At 66.2% G+C, this 16274-nt stretch carries 14 protein-coding genes; 9 read left to right on the forward strand and 5 right to left on the reverse strand.

Features of this window, described 5'->3' with window-relative positions:
* Window positions 1–88 precede the first annotated feature (88 nt).
* From ACUDP5_RS05975 to ACUDP5_RS05985, 3 genes are all read right to left on the reverse strand, one after another.
* The gene (locus tag ACUDP5_RS05975) at window positions 89–1063 is read right to left on the reverse strand and encodes a DUF4880 domain-containing protein (protein WP_263910371.1); all 975 of its coding nucleotides are present in this window, start codon (window positions 1061–1063) and stop codon (window positions 89–91) included.
* Between the two features lie 106 nt (window positions 1064–1169).
* A complete protein-coding gene (locus ACUDP5_RS05980) occupies window positions 1170–1685 on the reverse strand; it encodes an RNA polymerase sigma factor (protein ID WP_445658373.1) in 516 nt (171 codons plus the stop codon).
* Window positions 1682–2323, reverse strand: a complete 642-nt coding sequence (locus tag ACUDP5_RS05985; protein WP_263910373.1) for an STN domain-containing protein — start codon at window positions 2321–2323, stop codon at window positions 1682–1684. Before ACUDP5_RS05985 ends, ACUDP5_RS05980 begins: the two co-directional genes overlap by 4 nt.
* A gap of 205 nt (window positions 2324–2528) precedes the next feature.
* On the opposite strand from ACUDP5_RS05985, the gene ACUDP5_RS05990 reads away from it, so the two are divergent.
* Window positions 2529–2882 carry a gamma-glutamylcyclotransferase family protein gene (locus ACUDP5_RS05990; RefSeq protein ID WP_263910374.1) on the forward strand — a complete coding sequence of 118 codons (354 nt, stop codon included), beginning with the start codon at window positions 2529–2531 and terminating at the stop codon, window positions 2880–2882.
* A 78-nt stretch (window positions 2883–2960) separates the two neighbouring features.
* Window positions 2961–3872 carry a DUF808 domain-containing protein gene (locus tag ACUDP5_RS05995; RefSeq protein WP_263910375.1) on the forward strand — a complete coding sequence of 304 codons (912 nt, stop codon included), beginning with the start codon at window positions 2961–2963 and terminating at the stop codon, window positions 3870–3872.
* Between the two features lie 105 nt (window positions 3873–3977).
* Here ACUDP5_RS05995 and ACUDP5_RS06000 read toward each other — a convergent pair whose 3' ends face one another.
* Entirely contained in the window at window positions 3978–6191 is a 2214-nt protein-coding gene (locus ACUDP5_RS06000; protein WP_445658374.1) for a TonB-dependent receptor family protein, read from the reverse strand.
* 286 nt (window positions 6192–6477) lie between these two features.
* Here ACUDP5_RS06000 and ACUDP5_RS06005 point away from each other — a divergent pair, with 286 nt between their 5' ends.
* From ACUDP5_RS06005 to ACUDP5_RS06035, 7 genes are all read left to right on the forward strand, one after another.
* A complete protein-coding gene (locus ACUDP5_RS06005) occupies window positions 6478–6903 on the forward strand; it encodes an Lrp/AsnC family transcriptional regulator (RefSeq protein ID WP_076415591.1) in 426 nt (141 codons plus the stop codon).
* A 617-nt stretch (window positions 6904–7520) separates the two neighbouring features.
* The gene (locus ACUDP5_RS06010; protein WP_263910378.1) at window positions 7521–8381 is read left to right on the forward strand and encodes an alpha/beta hydrolase; all 861 of its coding nucleotides are present in this window, start codon (window positions 7521–7523) and stop codon (window positions 8379–8381) included.
* A 61-nt stretch (window positions 8382–8442) separates the two neighbouring features.
* Window positions 8443–9387, forward strand: coding sequence for an ABC transporter permease (locus tag ACUDP5_RS06015; protein ID WP_263910380.1), 945 nt, complete (start codon window positions 8443–8445; stop codon window positions 9385–9387).
* Entirely contained in the window at window positions 9384–10205 is an 822-nt protein-coding gene (locus ACUDP5_RS06020; RefSeq protein WP_263910382.1) for an ABC transporter permease, read from the forward strand. Before ACUDP5_RS06015 ends, ACUDP5_RS06020 begins: the two co-directional genes overlap by 4 nt.
* Window positions 10202–11857 (forward strand): ABC transporter ATP-binding protein, encoded by a 1656-nt coding sequence (locus ACUDP5_RS06025; protein WP_445658375.1) that lies wholly within the window; start codon window positions 10202–10204, stop codon window positions 11855–11857. The genes ACUDP5_RS06020 and ACUDP5_RS06025 overlap by 4 nt, the downstream gene beginning before the upstream one ends.
* A 93-nt stretch (window positions 11858–11950) precedes the next feature.
* Complete coding sequence (locus tag ACUDP5_RS06030) at window positions 11951–12571, forward strand: GntR family transcriptional regulator (RefSeq protein ID WP_263910386.1); 621 nt, start codon at window positions 11951–11953, stop codon at window positions 12569–12571.
* Between the two features lie 206 nt (window positions 12572–12777).
* Window positions 12778–14337 (forward strand): ABC transporter substrate-binding protein, encoded by a 1560-nt coding sequence (locus ACUDP5_RS06035; protein ID WP_445658376.1) that lies wholly within the window; start codon window positions 12778–12780, stop codon window positions 14335–14337.
* A 349-nt stretch (window positions 14338–14686) separates the two neighbouring features.
* Here the strand turns inward: ACUDP5_RS06035 and ACUDP5_RS06040 are convergent, their stop codons facing one another.
* Window positions 14687–16249: an ABC transporter substrate-binding protein gene (locus ACUDP5_RS06040; protein WP_263910388.1), complete on the reverse strand. Its 1563-nt coding sequence runs from the start codon at window positions 16247–16249 to the stop codon at window positions 14687–14689.
* Window positions 16250–16274: the final 25 nt, after the last annotated feature.

The raw sequence follows: 16274 nt of genomic DNA on the forward strand, positions 1-16274 counted from the left end.
GAATGACCCCCGCGCAGTCGGCACAGGAAACCGCGTGAATTTTTTATGACAAACGCGTCTCGGCGGCTTTCAGGGGCGGCGGCTGCGGTCAGCTCAGAAACACCACGTCGCCCACGCGCCGCACGCTGGCGCCATACAACTGCTGGATCTGTGTGATGGCCTGGTCCAGGTCCTTGACCTCGTAGCGCGCGCTCAGGCGATGGCGGGCCAGCGCGTCGTTCATCAACACCACGCGTCCCGGGCGGTAGCGGTTGATTTCGTCGATCGCCTGCTTCAGCGGCAGGTCGTGGAAGCTGACGATGCCCGCGCGCCAGTCCGAGGCGTCCTGGGCGATGGTGGTCGGGGGCTGCATGGCGTCGGCCGTGTAGCGCAGCTGCTGGCCGGCCCGCAGCACCAGATTGGCATCCTGGTGCTGCACGTTGATTTGGCCGGCGTTGCAGCGCAATTGCACCTCGCCCTGCGCCAGGCGCCGTACTTCGATGTCGCCGCTGGCAAGGGTCATGCGGGCGGCGCCGGCCAGCACCGTGCACGGCTGGCTGCGCGCCGCGTGGATGGCGGCTTCGCCCGCGACCAGTTCGATTTCCGGCAGGCCGCCGCGGGTCGAGACGTTGACGCTGGTCTGCGTGTTCAGCGCCAGGGTGACCTGCTGGCCATCCAGGGCGACGCTGCGCTGTTCGCCCGTGGCGGTGCGGTAGTCGGAATTGAATTCGGACCATGATGGCCATAGGCCCCAGGGCGGGCGCAGCACGCCGGCGACCGCCAGGCTGGCGAAGGCGGTTGCGCCACCGGCCAGCAGCCAGCGCCGACGCGGGTCAGCGAGATGGGGACGGCGTGGCGCGGGGTGCGCCGCCGCATAGGCCTGCGCGACCTGGCCCAGTTCGCGCCAGGCGCGGGCCGCTTCGGCCCAGGCGCGCTCGTGCGCCGGGCTTTGCGCTCGCCAGGCCTGGAACGCCGCGCCGTCCTCGGTGGTGGGGGCGCCGGTCGCCAATGTGCGTGCCCAGGCATGGGCCTCGCGCGCCAGGGCGGAGTCGGGCAGGGGGCCGGAGGACGGTTGGGGGCTCATGGGTATCGCTGGCTGCGCGCGGCCGTTATCCGCCGCTTTCATACTTAGACGATCCGGCGTTGGGCAAACGGAACCCGGAACGCCAAAAAAATACACTTTCTTTCATTTATTCCTGCCCGCGCGCCATGGCCCTGACACAGTGTTCGTGTGCCGTCTGCAATTCGCGGCCCACCAGCCGCACCGAGATGCCCCAGCGCTTGGCCAGGTCGGGCCGCGACAGGCCCGCGACCCGCGCCGCGATCAGGATGTCGCGCTGGCGCGGCGTCAGGGCGTCCAGCGCCTTGAACATGTGGTCCATGTCCGAGCGCGATTCGGCGATGCCGGCCGGCCCGGGGGCGTCGTCCTGCACATCGAAGAACTCGCTGACTTCGCTTTCGCTCAACAGGCGTACGTCCTGGCGGATGCGGTCGATGGCGACGTGCACCGCGGTATTGACCAGATAGGTCTGCGGATGCCGCACCTCATCCAGGTCGTCGCGCGCCGACAGGCGCAGGTAGGCGTCGTGCAGCGCGTCGCCGGCCAGGTCGGAGGCCCCGCCCAGGCGTCGCGCCACCTGCCGCCGCAGCGCTTCATAGCGCTCGGCGACCAGGCGGCGCAGATTGGCCAGGCCGGCGCCGCTCATCGCCGGCAGCCGCCGTAGCGGCGGGCCGCCTCGGGGGTGATCAGCAGGGTGGCGGGCAGGCCGAAGCCGGCGGGCGGCGCGCCGATGGGCAGGCCTTCCAGGGCGTCCTGCAACCGTGGCCCCATATCGGGCCGCCCGGTGGCGTAGGCCTGGGCCCCGCGAATGACGTGGGTCCCGTCCAGCGGCACGCGCAAGGCCACGCGATAGTCGCCGATGTGCAGATCAGGGCGGGCGCACAGGGCATCCAGCACGCGGCGCTGCAGCCGGCCGTAATACTGCTGGCGGGCCGTCTGCGACGTTTGCGGGGCAGGCGCCGGCGGCGTTCGCACGCGGGGCATCAACAGCAGCGCCCGAGGCGCCGTGTAGCGCGCCTGCAGGTCCGTTTCCGACAGGAGCCGGGCCAGCGCGTCGTGCGCGCTGTAGCGGCCGGCGATGGCCGGGGCGGTCTGGTCCGCGGTTTGCGCGCTGTCGTAGAGCACCGAGTCGCCTGTGAGTTGGCTGTATTGCTGCAAGGCGTTGTGCAGGGGCTGGCGTGGCCAGTCGAAAGGATACGTGCGCACGCCCTCGGCCGCCGCGGCCGACGCGGCCAGGGCCGCGCCGGCGGCCATCGATGTCATCATCGCCTGCAGGCGTTTCAAGCCAGCGCGCACATTGGCGACGGGCAACGCGGGTTGTCGGGGACGGCAATGGAAGGCATACGCGCGGGAAATCGGACGCTGGCCGCCGCGAGGCGGTGGGGAAGCCGACATGGTAGGGGCCGAATGTGACCCTTTGGTTGCACTGCGATGACACCCGGCGGCTGGTGTAAAGTCGCGTTTACATCATTTCCTGAAGGACACGAAGGTGCCTGAATCGAATCAAACCGCGGTTCTGCTGTTTTCGTACGGAACCCTGCAGGACAAGGCCGTGCAACGGGCGAACTTCGGCCGCGAACTCACCGGCAAGCCGGACGCCATGACGGGCTACGTGCAGCGCTGGGTCGAGATCACCGACCCCGAGGTCATCAAGACCAGCGGCCTGGCCCGGCACCCCATCGTGTATGCCAGCTATGACCCCAAGGACGAGGTGGCCGGCATGGTGTTCGAGATCACCCAACAGGAACTCGAAGCCGCCGATCGCTACGAGGTATCCGACTACAAGCGCGTGTCGGTGCTGCTGAAGTCCGGCGTGCACGCCTGGGTGTACATCAAGGCCTGACCCGGGCACGGCGCGCCGACGCGGCTTGCCGCGGCTCGGCGCCTGTACACTCGGACATCTCCACTTCAGGGGCCCTACATGGCCGGCAGCAGCTTCTTCGCCCTGTTCGACGACATCGCCACCATCCTGGACGACGTTTCCGTCATGACCAAGGTGGCGGCCAAGAAAACCGCCGGCGTGCTGGGCGACGACCTGGCGCTGAACGCGCAACAGGTTTCCGGCGTGCCGGTCAACCGCGAATTGCCCGTGGTGTGGGCGGTGGCCAAGGGCTCGCTCCTGAACAAATTGATCCTGGTGCCCGCGGCCCTGGCCATCAGCGCCTTCGCGCCTTGGGCGGTCAGCCCGCTGCTGATGCTGGGCGGGGCTTTCCTGTGCTTCGAGGGCGTGGAAAAGCTGGCGCATAAGTTCCTGCCGCATGGCGACACCGTCGACGACAACCACGTCGCCCGCGCCGAAGCCTTGCAGGACGCCTCAGTGGATATGGTCGCGTTCGAGCGCGACAAGATCAAAGGCGCGGTGCGCACCGACTTCATCCTGTCGGCGGAAATCATCGCCATCACGCTGGGCGCCGTGGCCGATGCGGACATGGTGCGCCAGACCATCGTGGTGGCGGGCATCGCCCTGGTCATGACGGTCGGGGTCTACGGCCTGGTCGCGGGCATCGTCAGGCTGGACGACCTGGGGCTGTATCTCAGCACCAAGCGCTCGCAGGCCGCGGCCTGGCTGGGCAAGCGCATCGTGGCAGGCGCGCCCTACCTGATGAAGACCCTTTCCGTGGTGGGCACCGCCGCGATGTTCATGGTGGGCGGCGGCATCATCACCCACGGCATCGCGCCGTTGGGCGCCGCCATCGAGCATGTCGCCGCCGCCACGGGCAGCGGCGTCGTGCCGCTGTTGGTGTCGACCTTGCTCAGCGCCCTGTTCGGCATCGTGGTCGGGGCCGTGGTGCTGGGCGCGGTCAGCCTGGCCAAGCGCCTGTTCCGGAAATAAGGCGCCGGGCCCGGGCGGGCGGTACCGCATGACGGGCGCGCGCTCGCCCTCAACGCCCGTGGCTTTGCCGGCCGCGCGACGCCTGCGTCGTCAATCGATCTTCAATCAGTACGCCAGCGAGGCTTGCAGGTACACCGTGCGCGGCATGCCCACGTACTTGCCCGCGTTGTTGTCGGTGGAACGGGTGAAGTAGCGCTTGTCGAACAGGTTCTTCACGCCCAGCGCGAGGTTCAGGTTGTGCATCGTCTTGCCGAAATCGTAGGCGGCACGCACGTGCACCGTGCCATACCCGGGGATGTCGCCATAGGCGCCGTTGGCGCTTTCCGCCGTCTGGTACGTGGCGCCGGCATCGGGTGACCCGGGCGAGCGCTGTCTGGATTGCAGGAACGTATCCACATTGAACGTCCACTGGTTGCGCGTGTAGCGCGCGCCCAGCGATGCCACGTTGCGCGAATAGAACGGCAGGTCGCGGCCCTCGAACACGCCGGCCTTGTAGGTGGCCTGCGTATACGTGTAAGTGCCGTACAGCGACATGCCCGACAGCGCGGCGCCCAATTCGCCCAGGTCATACGACAGCCCCGTTTCCAGGCCGCGGTGGCGCGTGGCGCCCAGGTTGGTCCAGGCGTCCGAACCGCCGTTGGTGCCGCCGCGCAACTGCAATTCGTCGTCGAAATTGATGTTGAACAGCGTCAGCTCACCCTTCCAGCCGCCGCCGTTGAAATGCGTGCCCACCTCATACGTGGTGGCCTTTTCAGGATGCAGGCCATTCGTGGTCGAGGCGATCTGGAAGTACTGCAACGGCCCGAACGACTGGCCGGCATTGGCGAATACGCTCCATTGCTCGCTCACGTGGTAGACCATCGACAGCGAGGGCAGCGGCTCTTCCGACTTGATGCGGGTGGACTTGGTGGCGGCCGGGTTGGACTTGTCGTTCAGGAACGAATCGATGAACTCATAGCGCACGCCCGGCGTGATGGTCCAGTTGCCGACATTGATGGTGTCGTCGATATAGACCGCGTGCGCGGTCGTGCCGCCGGTGCGGAACTGGTACTGCGGATTCGGCGCGCTCAGCGGATCGAACGGGCCGTCCGGCTTGTAGAACGCCGTGCGCGACGCGCGTTCGTCGCTGGCTTCCTTCAGGTAGCGGTAGCCCACGCTGATTTCCTGCGTCACGTCAGACCCACGGAACAGGCGCGAATAGCGCGGCGCGATCGCAAACGTATGGTAGTTGCGCGGGTTGAACGTCAGGCGGCGCTGGCCGGCATTGGCGCCGGTGCCTTCGGTCTCGATGCTGCTGCCACGGAAACTGTCCGTGTAGTACGTCAGCAATTCGAACTTGTTCACGCCATCGTCGTGGTTGTAGCGGAACGACGCATCGGTGCGCCGGCCCGTGAAGCTGTCGTACGGCCGCGTCGACTGGAAAGGGTCTTCGGAATACTGCCTGGTCGTCAGGCCGCCCGGCATGCCGGCGCGGCCCTCGTAGTGGTGCAGCGCCGCCGAGATGCTGTCGTCCGCGCCGATGCGGTACATGCCCTTGAGCATCACATCATCGATATCGACGCGATCGTTGCTGTCACGAAAGCCATTGCCGTGCGTGCCCGAATAGAGCAGGGCGCCGCCCAGGCCGCGGTCGTTGGTGCCGCCGATGAACGCGCTGGGCGTCGTCTTCACGCCGCCGCGGCTGTACATGTCGGTCTCGACCGACGCATCCGCCGTGAAATCCTGCGGAATCGCGCGCGTCACGAAGTTGATGATCCCGCCCACGTTCTGCGGGCCGTAGCGCACCGATCCCGCGCCGCGCACCACGTCCACCGCCGACAGATTGCCCAGCGCCACCGGCGCCATCGACAACTGTGGCTGCCCATAAGGCGCCACCGCCAGCGGAATGCCGTCCATCAGGATCGTCGACCGCGGCGACAGGCGCGACGTCAGGCCGCGCACCCCCACGTTCAGTGACACATCGCTGCCGCCCGTGCCATTGCTTTCCTGCACCTGCACGCCCGGAATCCGGCGCAGCACATCGCGCACATTCGTCGCGCCCGTATCCTGGAACGCCGCCCGATCGATGATCGTGCGCGCCCCTCCATGTTCCAGCACCTTCTCGTCGCTGGGATTCTCCAGCCAATCGCCCACCACGCTGATCGCGCCCAGCGTACTGCCATCACCCGCGCCGGATGACGAGGCGGCCGGCGCCGCGGCGTTGCCGCCTGCCGTCGTGGCGGTCGAGTTCGACGGCGCGGTTTGTGCATGGCCACTGGCCGCCACGGCCAGCAAGGCCAACGCGAGCGCCAGGCGCCGCGGAGGAAAGGGGATCGACATGAAGTTTCCAGGAATCGCTCACCAGTTAATGAGAGCGGTAATTAAATTGAGAATCTTTTATGAACGGAGACGGAAAAACTGCAACGCGCAGGGAGGCCCCAGATGACGCCCCTCAGATCGGCCGAAAATATAGCAAGAATTGGCGCCAATCCAAACGCGGTAAATTGGGGCCGTGGCAAAAACACCCCACGACCCTCCGGCTGGCCAAACGCACCCGCGCACCTGTGCCCAGCCGAATCCGTATAAGATGTGAAATTGGCGCCAATTTTTTGACGCGGGAACCATCATGGACACACTAGATCAGCAATTGCTGGGACTGTTGCGCGCCGATGCGCGCGCAACCGTGGCAACCCTGGCCAAAAAGCTCGACGTATCACGGGGCACCATCAACAACCGCATCGCCCGCATGGAAGACGAGGGCATCATCGTCGGCTACACCGTCCGCCTGCGCCCCGAATCCGAACCCGACCAGATCGGCGCCTGGATGAACATCGCCGTAGACGGCAACGAAACCCGCCGCGTCGTCAGCATCCTGCTAGGCGACCCCGCCGTCGTCGCCCTGCACGACACCAACGGCCGCTGGGACCTGCTGGCCGAACTACGCGTGGCCAACATCGAAGAAATGTCCCGCGTCCTGGACCGCGTCCGCCTGATCAAGGCCATCTCCGCCACGGAAACCAGCATCCACCTGAAGAGCTACAAGCTGGACTAAAAAAAACAGGGCAGGGTGCACCCCTCAATCAACACAGCAGCCCCCAACACAGCCCCCCTGACGGCAGACCACACCCCCGGCCCCCCCCAAAAAAAACCGGCCTAAATCCCCCCGACGCACCACCCACCCAACGCCCAAAAAGGCCGCCCGCGCGGCCGGCTTTGGGCGACCCCGCAAGACCTTCCACCCCACCCCCGTTCCCCACCAGAACGCCAAGCACACTCCCCACCCCAACACCGCCTCAAACCCGCATCACCACAGCGTGGCGGGCAGGCGCACAGGGAGGGCGGGGCGTGTAGATGCGCCCGAGGGAATTCGAAGGGAGCCGAAGGCGGACGAGAATGACGAAGGGGCAGTCCGGAGCGAAGGCTCCGGACCGCAATCGTAGCCCCGCCCTCCCTGTGCGCCTGCCCGCCACGCGGCAGAAGAACACGAATCTGCACCAGCAAAAACCCAGGAACAAGCCCCGCCGCCAGGCGACCCCCCACCCCGTTAGGGATTCCCCCCGCTTGTCCCTCCCCACCCCCACCCCTAAAATTGGCGCCAATTTATGCAAACAAACACCCCAAGCCAGCACCCCTAGGGACCCATCCCTCCCAGGATTCAAGGATCAAGCAATGCCCACCGCAGCACCCACCCTCACCCCCGAAGCCGCCCGCGCCCGCGCCATCTACGACCTCGGCCACAGCACCGTCTTCTCGGCCCGCATCGACCCGCGCTTCTCGTACTGCATGTACGTGCCCCCGCACATCGACCAGGCCAAGCACCCCATGCAACTGGTCGTCATCATGCACGGCACCGGCCGCGCCTTCGTCGAATACCGCGACGCCTTCGCCGAATTCGCCCGCTGGAACGACTGCATCGTCCTGTGCCCGCTCTTTCCCGTCAGCCCCCTGGGCGACGGCAACCGCGACGGCTTCAAGCAACTGCGCGAAGGCGACATCCGCTACGACCACGTCCTGCAGGACATGGTCGCCGAAGTCGGCGAAAAATTCGGCTGCGACTTCTCGCGCTTCGCCCTGTTCGGTTATTCCGGCGGCGGCCAGTTCGTCAACCGCTACGCCTTGCTCCACCCCGAAACCCTGTGGGCCGTCTCCATCGGCGCGCCCGGCTCGGTCACCCTGCTCGACCCCAGCCAGGACTGGTGGGTCGGCGTGCGCGACGCCGAAGCCCGCTTCGGCAAGGCCGTCGATGTGGACGCCCTGCGCCAGGTCGCCGTCCACATGATCGTCGGCAAGGCTGACCTCGAAACCTGGGAAATCACCCACCGCGAAGGCGGCAAGTTCTTCATGCCCGGCGCCAACTCGGCCGGCGCCACTCGTCCCGAGCGCCTCGAATCCTTGCGCCGCTCGTTCGAGGCGGCCGGCGTCAAGGCCGTGCTGGACGTGGTCGACAACGTGCCGCACGACGGCCTGAAGTGCGTCGGCCAGGTGCAGGACTTCCTGGCCGCCGAGCTGCGCAAGCTGCGACATGAATAACACCGAAAACAAGACGCGCGGCGGGTGCACCAGCGCCCGTCAGCCGCGATAGGAGAGGGGCATGCTGCGTTTCGCACTATCCCGTATCGTCATGGCCATCCCCACGCTGCTGATCGTGGCCGTGGCCGTATTCGTCATGATCCGCCTCATTCCGGGCGATCCGGCGCAACTGCTGCTGGGTGACCTGGCCACGCCGGCCGCCCTGGCCGACCTGCGCGCCCGCCTGGGCCTGGACCAAAGCTGGACCACCCAGTTCGGCATCTGGTTCGGCAACATGCTGCATGGTGACCTGGGCTCGTCCATCAACACCGGCCAGCCCGTGCTGCCGCTGGTGTGGGACCGCTTCCTGATCAGCGGCCGGGTGGTGCTGGTGGCCGTGCTGTTCGCCGCCCTGGTGGCCGTGCCGGCCGGCATGATCGCCGCCTGGAAGCAGAACAAGGCGCCCGACCTGATCCTGGTCGGCACCGCCACGCTGCTGGTGTCCATTCCCACCTTCTGGCTGGGCCTGCTGCTGCTGATCTTCTTTGGTCTCAAGCTGCAATGGCTGCCCGTGGTGGGCTACGTGTCCATCGGCGAAGACTGGAAGGCCGGCCTGCTGTACCTGGCCATGCCCATCCTGACGCTGTTCCTGCACGAAATCGGCGTGCTGATGCGCATGGCGCGCGCCAGCACCCTGGAAGTGCTGCGGCTGGACTACATCACCCACGCACGCGCCAAGGGCCTGTCCGAATCCGCCGTGCTGATGCGCCACGCGTTTCGCAACGCCTTCGGCCCGACCTGGACGCTGATCGGCCTGGTGCTGGGCAACCTGCTGGGCGGCATTGCCGTGGTCGAAACCGTATTCACCATTCCCGGCCTGGGCCGGCTGCTGGTGGATTCGATCTTTGCCCGCGACTACCCCGTCATCCAGGGCTGCCTGTTGTTCGTCGGCGTGGTCTACGTGATCGTGAACCTGCTGATCGACCTTTGCTATCCCATCTTCGACCCGAGAGTGACCGCCGAATGAAAAAGCGAATTGCAGCTAACGCGCTGATAGGCGGCGTGATCGTGGCGGCGATGATCGTCGCGGCCATCATGGGCGCCTTCTGGACGCCCCACGATCCGCTCAAGATCAACTTCGTGGCCCGCCTCAAGCCGCCTGGCGGCGACTTCCTGCTGGGCACCGACGAATTCGGCCGCGACGAGCTGTCGCGCCTGTTGGCCGGGGCCTCCAGCAGCGTCTGGATCAGCTTCCTGACCGTCAGCTTCGCCATCATCGCGGGCACCGCCATCGGCACCCTGACCGGCTTCGTGCGCGGCTGGACGGACCGCATCATCATGGCCTTCAATAACGCCTTGCTGGCCTTCCCGGGCCTGCTGCTGGCGCTGGGCCTGTTGGCCGTGGTGGGGGCCAACAAGTACGGCATCATCCTGGCGCTGGGGCTGGCCTACACGCCGTCGGTCACGCGCATCGTGCGCGGCACCGTGCTGTCGCTGCGTGAAAAAGAGTTCATCGAATCGTCCCGCGTGCTGGGCAATTCCGAGCTCTACACCATGTTCCGCCACGTGCTGCCCAATTGCGTGGCGCCGCTGACGGTGCTGGCCACCTCGATGTTCGGCTGGGTCATCCTGGCCGAAAGCGCGCTGTCGTTCCTGGGCCTGGGGGTACCGCCGCCCGCGCCCACCTGGGGCAACATGCTCGCAGCCGCCCGGCCGTTCATGGCGCAGGCGTCCTATCTTTCCATTCTTCCCGGCTTGGCCATCGCCCTCGCGCTGCTGGGGATCAACCTGCTGGGCGACGCGGTGCGAGACCGTTTCGATCCCCGCATGAGGGGCGTGCAATGAGCGCACTGGTAACCGTATCGAATCTGTCCCTGACCGTCGGCCGCGGCGGCCGGGAAATCGTCGGCGGCGTGTCCTTCGAGGTGGCGCCGGGCGAAATGGTCGGCATCGTCGGCGAATCCGGCAGCGGCAAGACCCAGGCCGCCCGCGCCATCATGGGGCTGACCCCGCCGCCGCTGGTGGTGGCCGGCGGCTCGATCCGCTTCGAAGGCGTGGAAGTGACCCAGGCCAGCGCGGCCCAGTTGCGCAAGCTGCGCGGCGCGCGCATCGGCATGGTGTTCCAGGAACCCATGACCTCGCTCAACCCGTCCATGCCCATCGGGCGCCAGCTGGACGAAGGCCTGAAGCTGCACCGGCGCGACCTGTCGACCGCACAGCGTCGCGAACGCATCCTCGAGATGCTGCGGCGCGTGGGCATCCGCGACCCCAAGGCCGCCATGCAGGCCTGGCCGCACGAGTTTTCGGGCGGCATGCGCCAGCGCATGATGCTGGCCTCGGTGATGCTGCTGGAGCCGGCGCTCTTGATCGCCGACGAGCCCACCACCGCGCTGGACGCCGTGGTGCAGCGCGACGTGCTGGAACTGATGGTGGACCTGACGCGCGAGCACAACACGGCCGTGCTGATGATCAGCCACGACCTGCCGATGGTCGCGCGCTATACCGAGCGCATGGTGGTGATGCAGCACGGCAAGGTGCTGGAAACCGGCACCACCGCCGGCATTCTCGAACGGCCGCAGCATCCCTACACCCGCAAGCTGCTGGACGCGATGCCGCGCCGCCTGCCGGCCCGGCCGATCACCAAGGAAGCCCCCATCGTCGAGGTCAGGAACCTGGTGGTGGATTACGCCGGCCACCAGCGGCTGTTCTCGCGTACCGGCGCCAAGCGCGCGTTGGGCGGCATCGACCTGCACGTCAAACCGCGCGAAGTGGTGGCCGTGGTAGGCGGGTCGGGTTCGGGAAAGACCACGCTGGGCCGCGCCATCGCGGGCCTGCTGTCGCCCACGTCCGGCCAGATCCTGTTCCGCGATCAGCCGGTCAGCCGCCGGTCGGGCGCCTGGCGCGACTACCGTCTGAACTGCCAGATGGTGTTCCAGGACCCGTATTCGTCGCTGGACCCGCGCATGACCATCGGCCAGCTGGTGGGCGAAGGCCTGCGCATGCTGACCGACATGCCGTCGACCGAAAAACGCCGCCGCGTGGACGAGGTGCTGGCCGAAGTGGGCCTGGGCTCGGAATACGCCAAGCGCTATCCGCATGAGCTGTCCGGCGGCCAGCGCCAGCGCGTGGCCATCGCCCGGGCGATCGTGCGGCGGCCGGCCTTCGTGATTGCCGACGAACCGGTGTCGGCGCTGGACGTGACGGTGCGCGCCCAGGTGCTGGACCTGTTTGCCGATCTGCAGGAACGCCACGGCTTTTCGTGCCTGTTCATCAGCCACGACCTGGGCGTGGTCGAGCAGGTGGCCGACCGGGTGGTGGTCATGCGCGACGGCGGCATCGTCGAGCAGGGCACCCGCGACGAGGTCTTTGACCATCCGCGCGAGGAATACACCCGCAGCCTGCTGTCGGCGATTCCGGCGCTGGAATCCACCGATACCGGCGGCGTGCGCCTGCGCTGGCGCCTGGACGGGCAGGAGCCATCACGGGCCACGGCTTGAAGGGACGGATCCGCGCCGGCCGCCGGGGCTACCGGTGCGGCGCGGACTTATGCATAAAATACGCGGTTTGGATTTGATTCACGGGAGTGGTCCATGCCGAAAGCGGCGGCGACACAGCCGGGCCTGGTTGACCGTATTGCCCATGATATTCAGTCGGGCATCTTTGGTCCCGGGGCGTGGCTGAAACAGATCGACCTGCAGGAACGCTACGACGCCAAGCGTCTGGACGTTCGGCGGGCGCTTGACCAATTGGCTGCCAAGCGGCTGATTTCGCACATCCCGAACCGTGGCTACCACGTCTACGCGATGGACCCAGACCAGCACGTGCAGATCCGCGATATCCGCGTGCTGCTGGAAACCGGCGCGGCGGCTGACCTGATGCCCAACGTCACGGCGGCCAAGGTGCGCGCCCTGCGCACGCTGGCCGAGCGTTTTGCCAAGCTGCTGCAAGACGGCACGCTGCTGGAGCAGTACGAGGTCAACCTGGCGTTTCACGCCGGGATGTACGACATGTGCTCGAACCGCGAACTGGCGGCCCTGATCCAGGAAACCCGCGCCCGCGGCCCGGCGGCGCCGGCCAAGGAGTGGGTGACGCGTTCGCGCATCGAAATCTCGGCTCGCGAGCACTTCGACATGGTCGAGGCGCTGGAGGCGCGCGACGTCAAGCGGCTGCAGAAGATCATCGCCCAGCACGTCGGGCAAGACATTTCCTGACCGATTCCGGGCAATGCGTCCGGCTTTGCGGCGGCCATCCTGTCTGGGGGGGGGCCGCCGCAAGTCGTTTCCGTGTGTCCGATCTATGCGTTGTGCAGGGATACCCCTGATGCCGGATGGGGGCTGAGCCTTCATAATAGGCAGCTATTTTTGGCGCCAATATAGTTATGAATCAGGCGCCGTATGTCCCCGGGGGAGTTTCCGCAATGCACCACCATTCTGTTTCCCGAGCGCTTGCGCTCAGCCTGGCCCTGGCCGCTGCAGGCACGGCCCACGCCGCCACCCTGACGATTGCCCAGCCGGCCGACATCCGCTCGACCAATCCGGGCGTCAACCGCGACAACACTACCGACGGCGTGGTGCTGAACGTGGTGGAAGGCCTGGTCGGCTACCGGGAGAACGGCACGGTGGCGCCGTTGCTGGCGAAATCGGTCGACCTGTCCGAAGACGGCCTGACCTACACCTTCAAGCTGCGCGAGGGCGTGAAGTTCCACAACGGCGCGACGTTGACGTCGGCCGACGTCCTCTGGAGCTGGGAACGCTACATGGACGCCAAGACCGACTGGCGCTGCCGCAGCGATTTCGACGGCCGCAACGGCCTGAAGGTGACGGAAGTGTCGGCGCCGGACGCGCTGACGGTGATCATGAAGATCGACCGCAAGTCGGCGGTGTTCCTGGATTCGCTGGCCCGCACCGATTGCGGCATGACGGCGATTCTCAGCAAGGATTCGGTCAACGCCGACGGTTCGTGGAACAAGCCGGTGGGCACGGGCCCGTATCAGTTCAAGGAATGGAAGCGCGGCGAATACGTGCTGCTGTCGGCGTTCAAGGATTACGTGTCGCCGTCGACGGGCGACAAGCCGGACGGCTATGTGGGGGCAAAGCGCCCGCTGGCTGACGATGTGAAGTTCCTGGTGGTGCCGGACCCGTCCACGGCGAAGGCGGGCCTGGTGTCGGGGGCGATCGATGCGAGCCAGATCACGATCACGGATGTGGCCGAGCTGAAGAAGAGCCCGACGGTGTCGGTGATGAGCCCGCACGACGCCACCAAGCATACGCTGCTGTTCCAGACGCAGGATCCGGTGCTCAAGAATGTGAAGCTGCGCCAGGCGATTGCGGCGGCGCTGGATATTCCGCAGGTGGTGGCGGCGGCTTCCGAAGGGTTGGGTCAGTTGAACAATTCGGCGGTGTATGCGGGGTCGGCGTATTACCAGGAGGCCGAGAAGCGTACCTACAAGTACGATCCGGCGCGGGCGCAGCAGTTGCTGAAGGAAGCGGGGTACAAGGGCGAGCCGATTGTGATCTATGCGAACAAGCGGGCGCACGTGCCGAGCTATCAGGTGGCGGTGATTGCGCAGGCGATGATGCAGTCGGTGGGGATCAATGCGCAGATCGAGGTGCTTGAATGGGCGACGCAGCTGGATCGCTACAACACGGGCAAGTACCAGATCAGTTCTTTCACTTTTTCTTCGCGGATCGATCCTTCGTTGAGCTTTGAGCAGTTTGCGGGGGATAAGTCGAAGCAGCCGCGCAAGGTCTGGGATGATCCTGCGGCGCAGAAGCTGATTGACGAGAGCTTTCTTGAATCTGATCCGGCCAAGCGGCAGAAGCTGTTTGACCAGTTGCATACGTTGATGTTGGAGCAGACGCCGTTGTTGGTGCTTTATAACGGGGCGGATGCTTGGGCGACTAATAAACGCGTGGAAGGGTTTTCGGTTTGGGAAGGGAAGCCTCGGGCTTGGGAGACCAAGATTGTGGGTAAATAAGTAGGTTTTTTTGTAGGTTGGTTTTGGGGGCGGTTGCTGGCGGCGGGAGTGCTGCTGGGGCCGCCTGGCGCGTCGGTGGCCTGCGGTGTGCGGGGCTACGATTGCGGTCCGGAGCCTTCGCTCCGGACTGCCCCGTTGTCATCGTCGTTGTCGCCTTCGGCGACTGCCTTCCGATTCCCTCGGGCGCAATCTACACGCCCCGCACACCGCAGGCCACCGACGCGTCAGGCTCTACTGTCTGTACCTTGGCGGGCGCTGGGGCGAGTTGTTTGCCTGGCGTATTTGTTTTCCTGGTTCCGCAATGCAAAGAGGCCGCTTTCGCGGCCGCTTTGCATTTTGCTGTGCGGCTTTACTTCGCCACGCGTTCCACTTCCCAGGCGCGTGGTTTCTTCACGGCCCAGGGGGTGTAGCCCTTGACGTCCGTGCGGTAGGCGCCGATGTCCAGGCCGTTGTAGAGAGGGATGCTGGGGACGTCGGTCAGGAACAGTTTGTGCAGGTGGTCGAACGAGCTCTGGCGTTTGGCGTGGTCGGTGTCGACCGAGGCGGCGTCCAGGAGTTTCTGGGCGTCGGGGTTGTCCCAGACTTTGCGCGGCTGTTTGGTTTTGTCGCCGGTGACCATTTCGTAGTTCAGGGCGGCGTCCAGGCGGGCGGAGTAGGGGAAGGTCATCATCTGGTAGGTGCCGGCGTTGTAGCGGTCGAGCTGGGTGGCCCATTCGGCGACGGACAGCTTGGCGTTGATGCCGGCGGCCTGGAGCATGGCCTGGATGATGACGGCGGAGTTGTAGGACTGGGGGTAGCGCTTGGTGGTCATCAGCTCGATTTCCTGGCCCTTGTAGCCGGCTTCTTTCAGCAGCTTCTGGGACAGGGCGACGTCGTATTTCCAGCCTTCTTTCTGGGTGGCGTCGTGGTAGGGCGAGACCAGGGGGACGATGGAGTTGTTGGGCTTGGCCAGGCCTTCGGTGACGGCGGCGGCCAGTTGTTCGTAGTCGATGGCGTGGGCCAGGGCCTGGCGCATCTTGGGGTTGGACAGCAGCGGGTCCTTGGTTTGCAGCAGCAGCGCGGTCATGCTCATGACGGGCGCGTAGGCGACCTTGACGTTGGGCGTGGCCTGCAGGACGGGGACGTCGTTGTTGGAGACGTCTTCGATGATGTCGATGTTGCCGCGTTGCAGGGCGGCCTTGGCGGTGGAGTCGTCGGGCACGATCATGAAGCGCACTTCGTCGACCAGGGGGCGCTTGGAGCCGGTGTAGCCGTCGAGCTTGCCGCCGCGGTTGGCGTAGTCGGCGAATTTGGTGAGGCGGATGTATTCGCCGCGCTTCCATTCGGCGAGTTCGAAGGGGCCGGTGCCGATGGGCTTGTCCCAGGTGCCGTCGGGCTTGACGGAGGCCTTTTGCAGGATGCCGGTGCCGCCGCAGTCGGCGCGCGCGAGCGAGGCCAGGAACAGGCTGCTGGGTTTTTCCAGGTGGTAGACGACGGTCTGGGCGTCGGGGGCTTCGATGCCGGTGACCTTGACGGTGCCGCGGCCATCGAATTCGCTGGAACAGCGCCAGCCGGAGTTGGCGGCAGTGTAGTGCTGCCAGGTCCAGAGGACGTCGGCGGAGGTGAGGGGGGCGCCGTTGTGGAACTTGACGCCCTGGCGCAGCTTGAAGGTGTAGGTCTTGCCGTCGGGGCTGATGTCGATGGATTCAGCCAGGAGGGGGCGCACTTCGGCGTCTTCGCCGTAGGCCACCAGGCCTTCGACGATGTGCAGGACGACGGCATCGCTGTTGCTGTCGCGATTGACGCCGGGCTCGGTCGAGCGGATGTCGGCGGTGAACGAGATGCGCAGCGGCGGCTGGGCCTGGGCCCAGGCCGATCCGGCCAACGCAGCCAGCGCCAGCGCAACCGCGGTGTTCAAGAGTTTTGTTTTCATTGATTGGTTTCCAGGGTTGCGCGCG

The sequence above is a fragment of the Achromobacter sp. NCFB-sbj8-Ac1-l genome, assembly GCF_052695805.1.

Coding starts and splice junctions, on each gene's coding strand:
- ACUDP5_RS06015 (WP_263910380.1), top strand. CDS start 8,443: ATGCTGCGTTTCGCACTATCCCGTATCGTCATGGCCATCCCCACGCTG.
- ACUDP5_RS06035 (WP_445658376.1), top strand. CDS start 12,778: ATGCACCACCATTCTGTTTCCCGAGCGCTTGCGCTCAGCCTGGCCCTG.
- ACUDP5_RS06025 (WP_445658375.1), top strand. CDS start 10,202: ATGAGCGCACTGGTAACCGTATCGAATCTGTCCCTGACCGTCGGCCGC.
- ACUDP5_RS05980 (WP_445658373.1), bottom strand. CDS start 1,685: ATGAGCGGCGCCGGCCTGGCCAATCTGCGCCGCCTGGTCGCCGAGCGC.
- ACUDP5_RS06010 (WP_263910378.1), top strand. CDS start 7,521: ATGCCCACCGCAGCACCCACCCTCACCCCCGAAGCCGCCCGCGCCCGC.
- ACUDP5_RS06030 (WP_263910386.1), top strand. CDS start 11,951: ATGCCGAAAGCGGCGGCGACACAGCCGGGCCTGGTTGACCGTATTGCC.
- ACUDP5_RS05975 (WP_263910371.1), bottom strand. CDS start 1,063: ATGAGCCCCCAACCGTCCTCCGGCCCCCTGCCCGACTCCGCCCTGGCG.
- ACUDP5_RS05995 (WP_263910375.1), top strand. CDS start 2,961: ATGGCCGGCAGCAGCTTCTTCGCCCTGTTCGACGACATCGCCACCATC.
- ACUDP5_RS06040 (WP_263910388.1), bottom strand. CDS start 16,249: ATGAAAACAAAACTCTTGAACACCGCGGTTGCGCTGGCGCTGGCTGCG.
- ACUDP5_RS06020 (WP_263910382.1), top strand. CDS start 9,384: ATGAAAAAGCGAATTGCAGCTAACGCGCTGATAGGCGGCGTGATCGTG.
- ACUDP5_RS06000 (WP_445658374.1), bottom strand. CDS start 6,191: ATGTCGATCCCCTTTCCTCCGCGGCGCCTGGCGCTCGCGTTGGCCTTG.
- ACUDP5_RS06005 (WP_076415591.1), top strand. CDS start 6,478: ATGGACACACTAGATCAGCAATTGCTGGGACTGTTGCGCGCCGATGCG.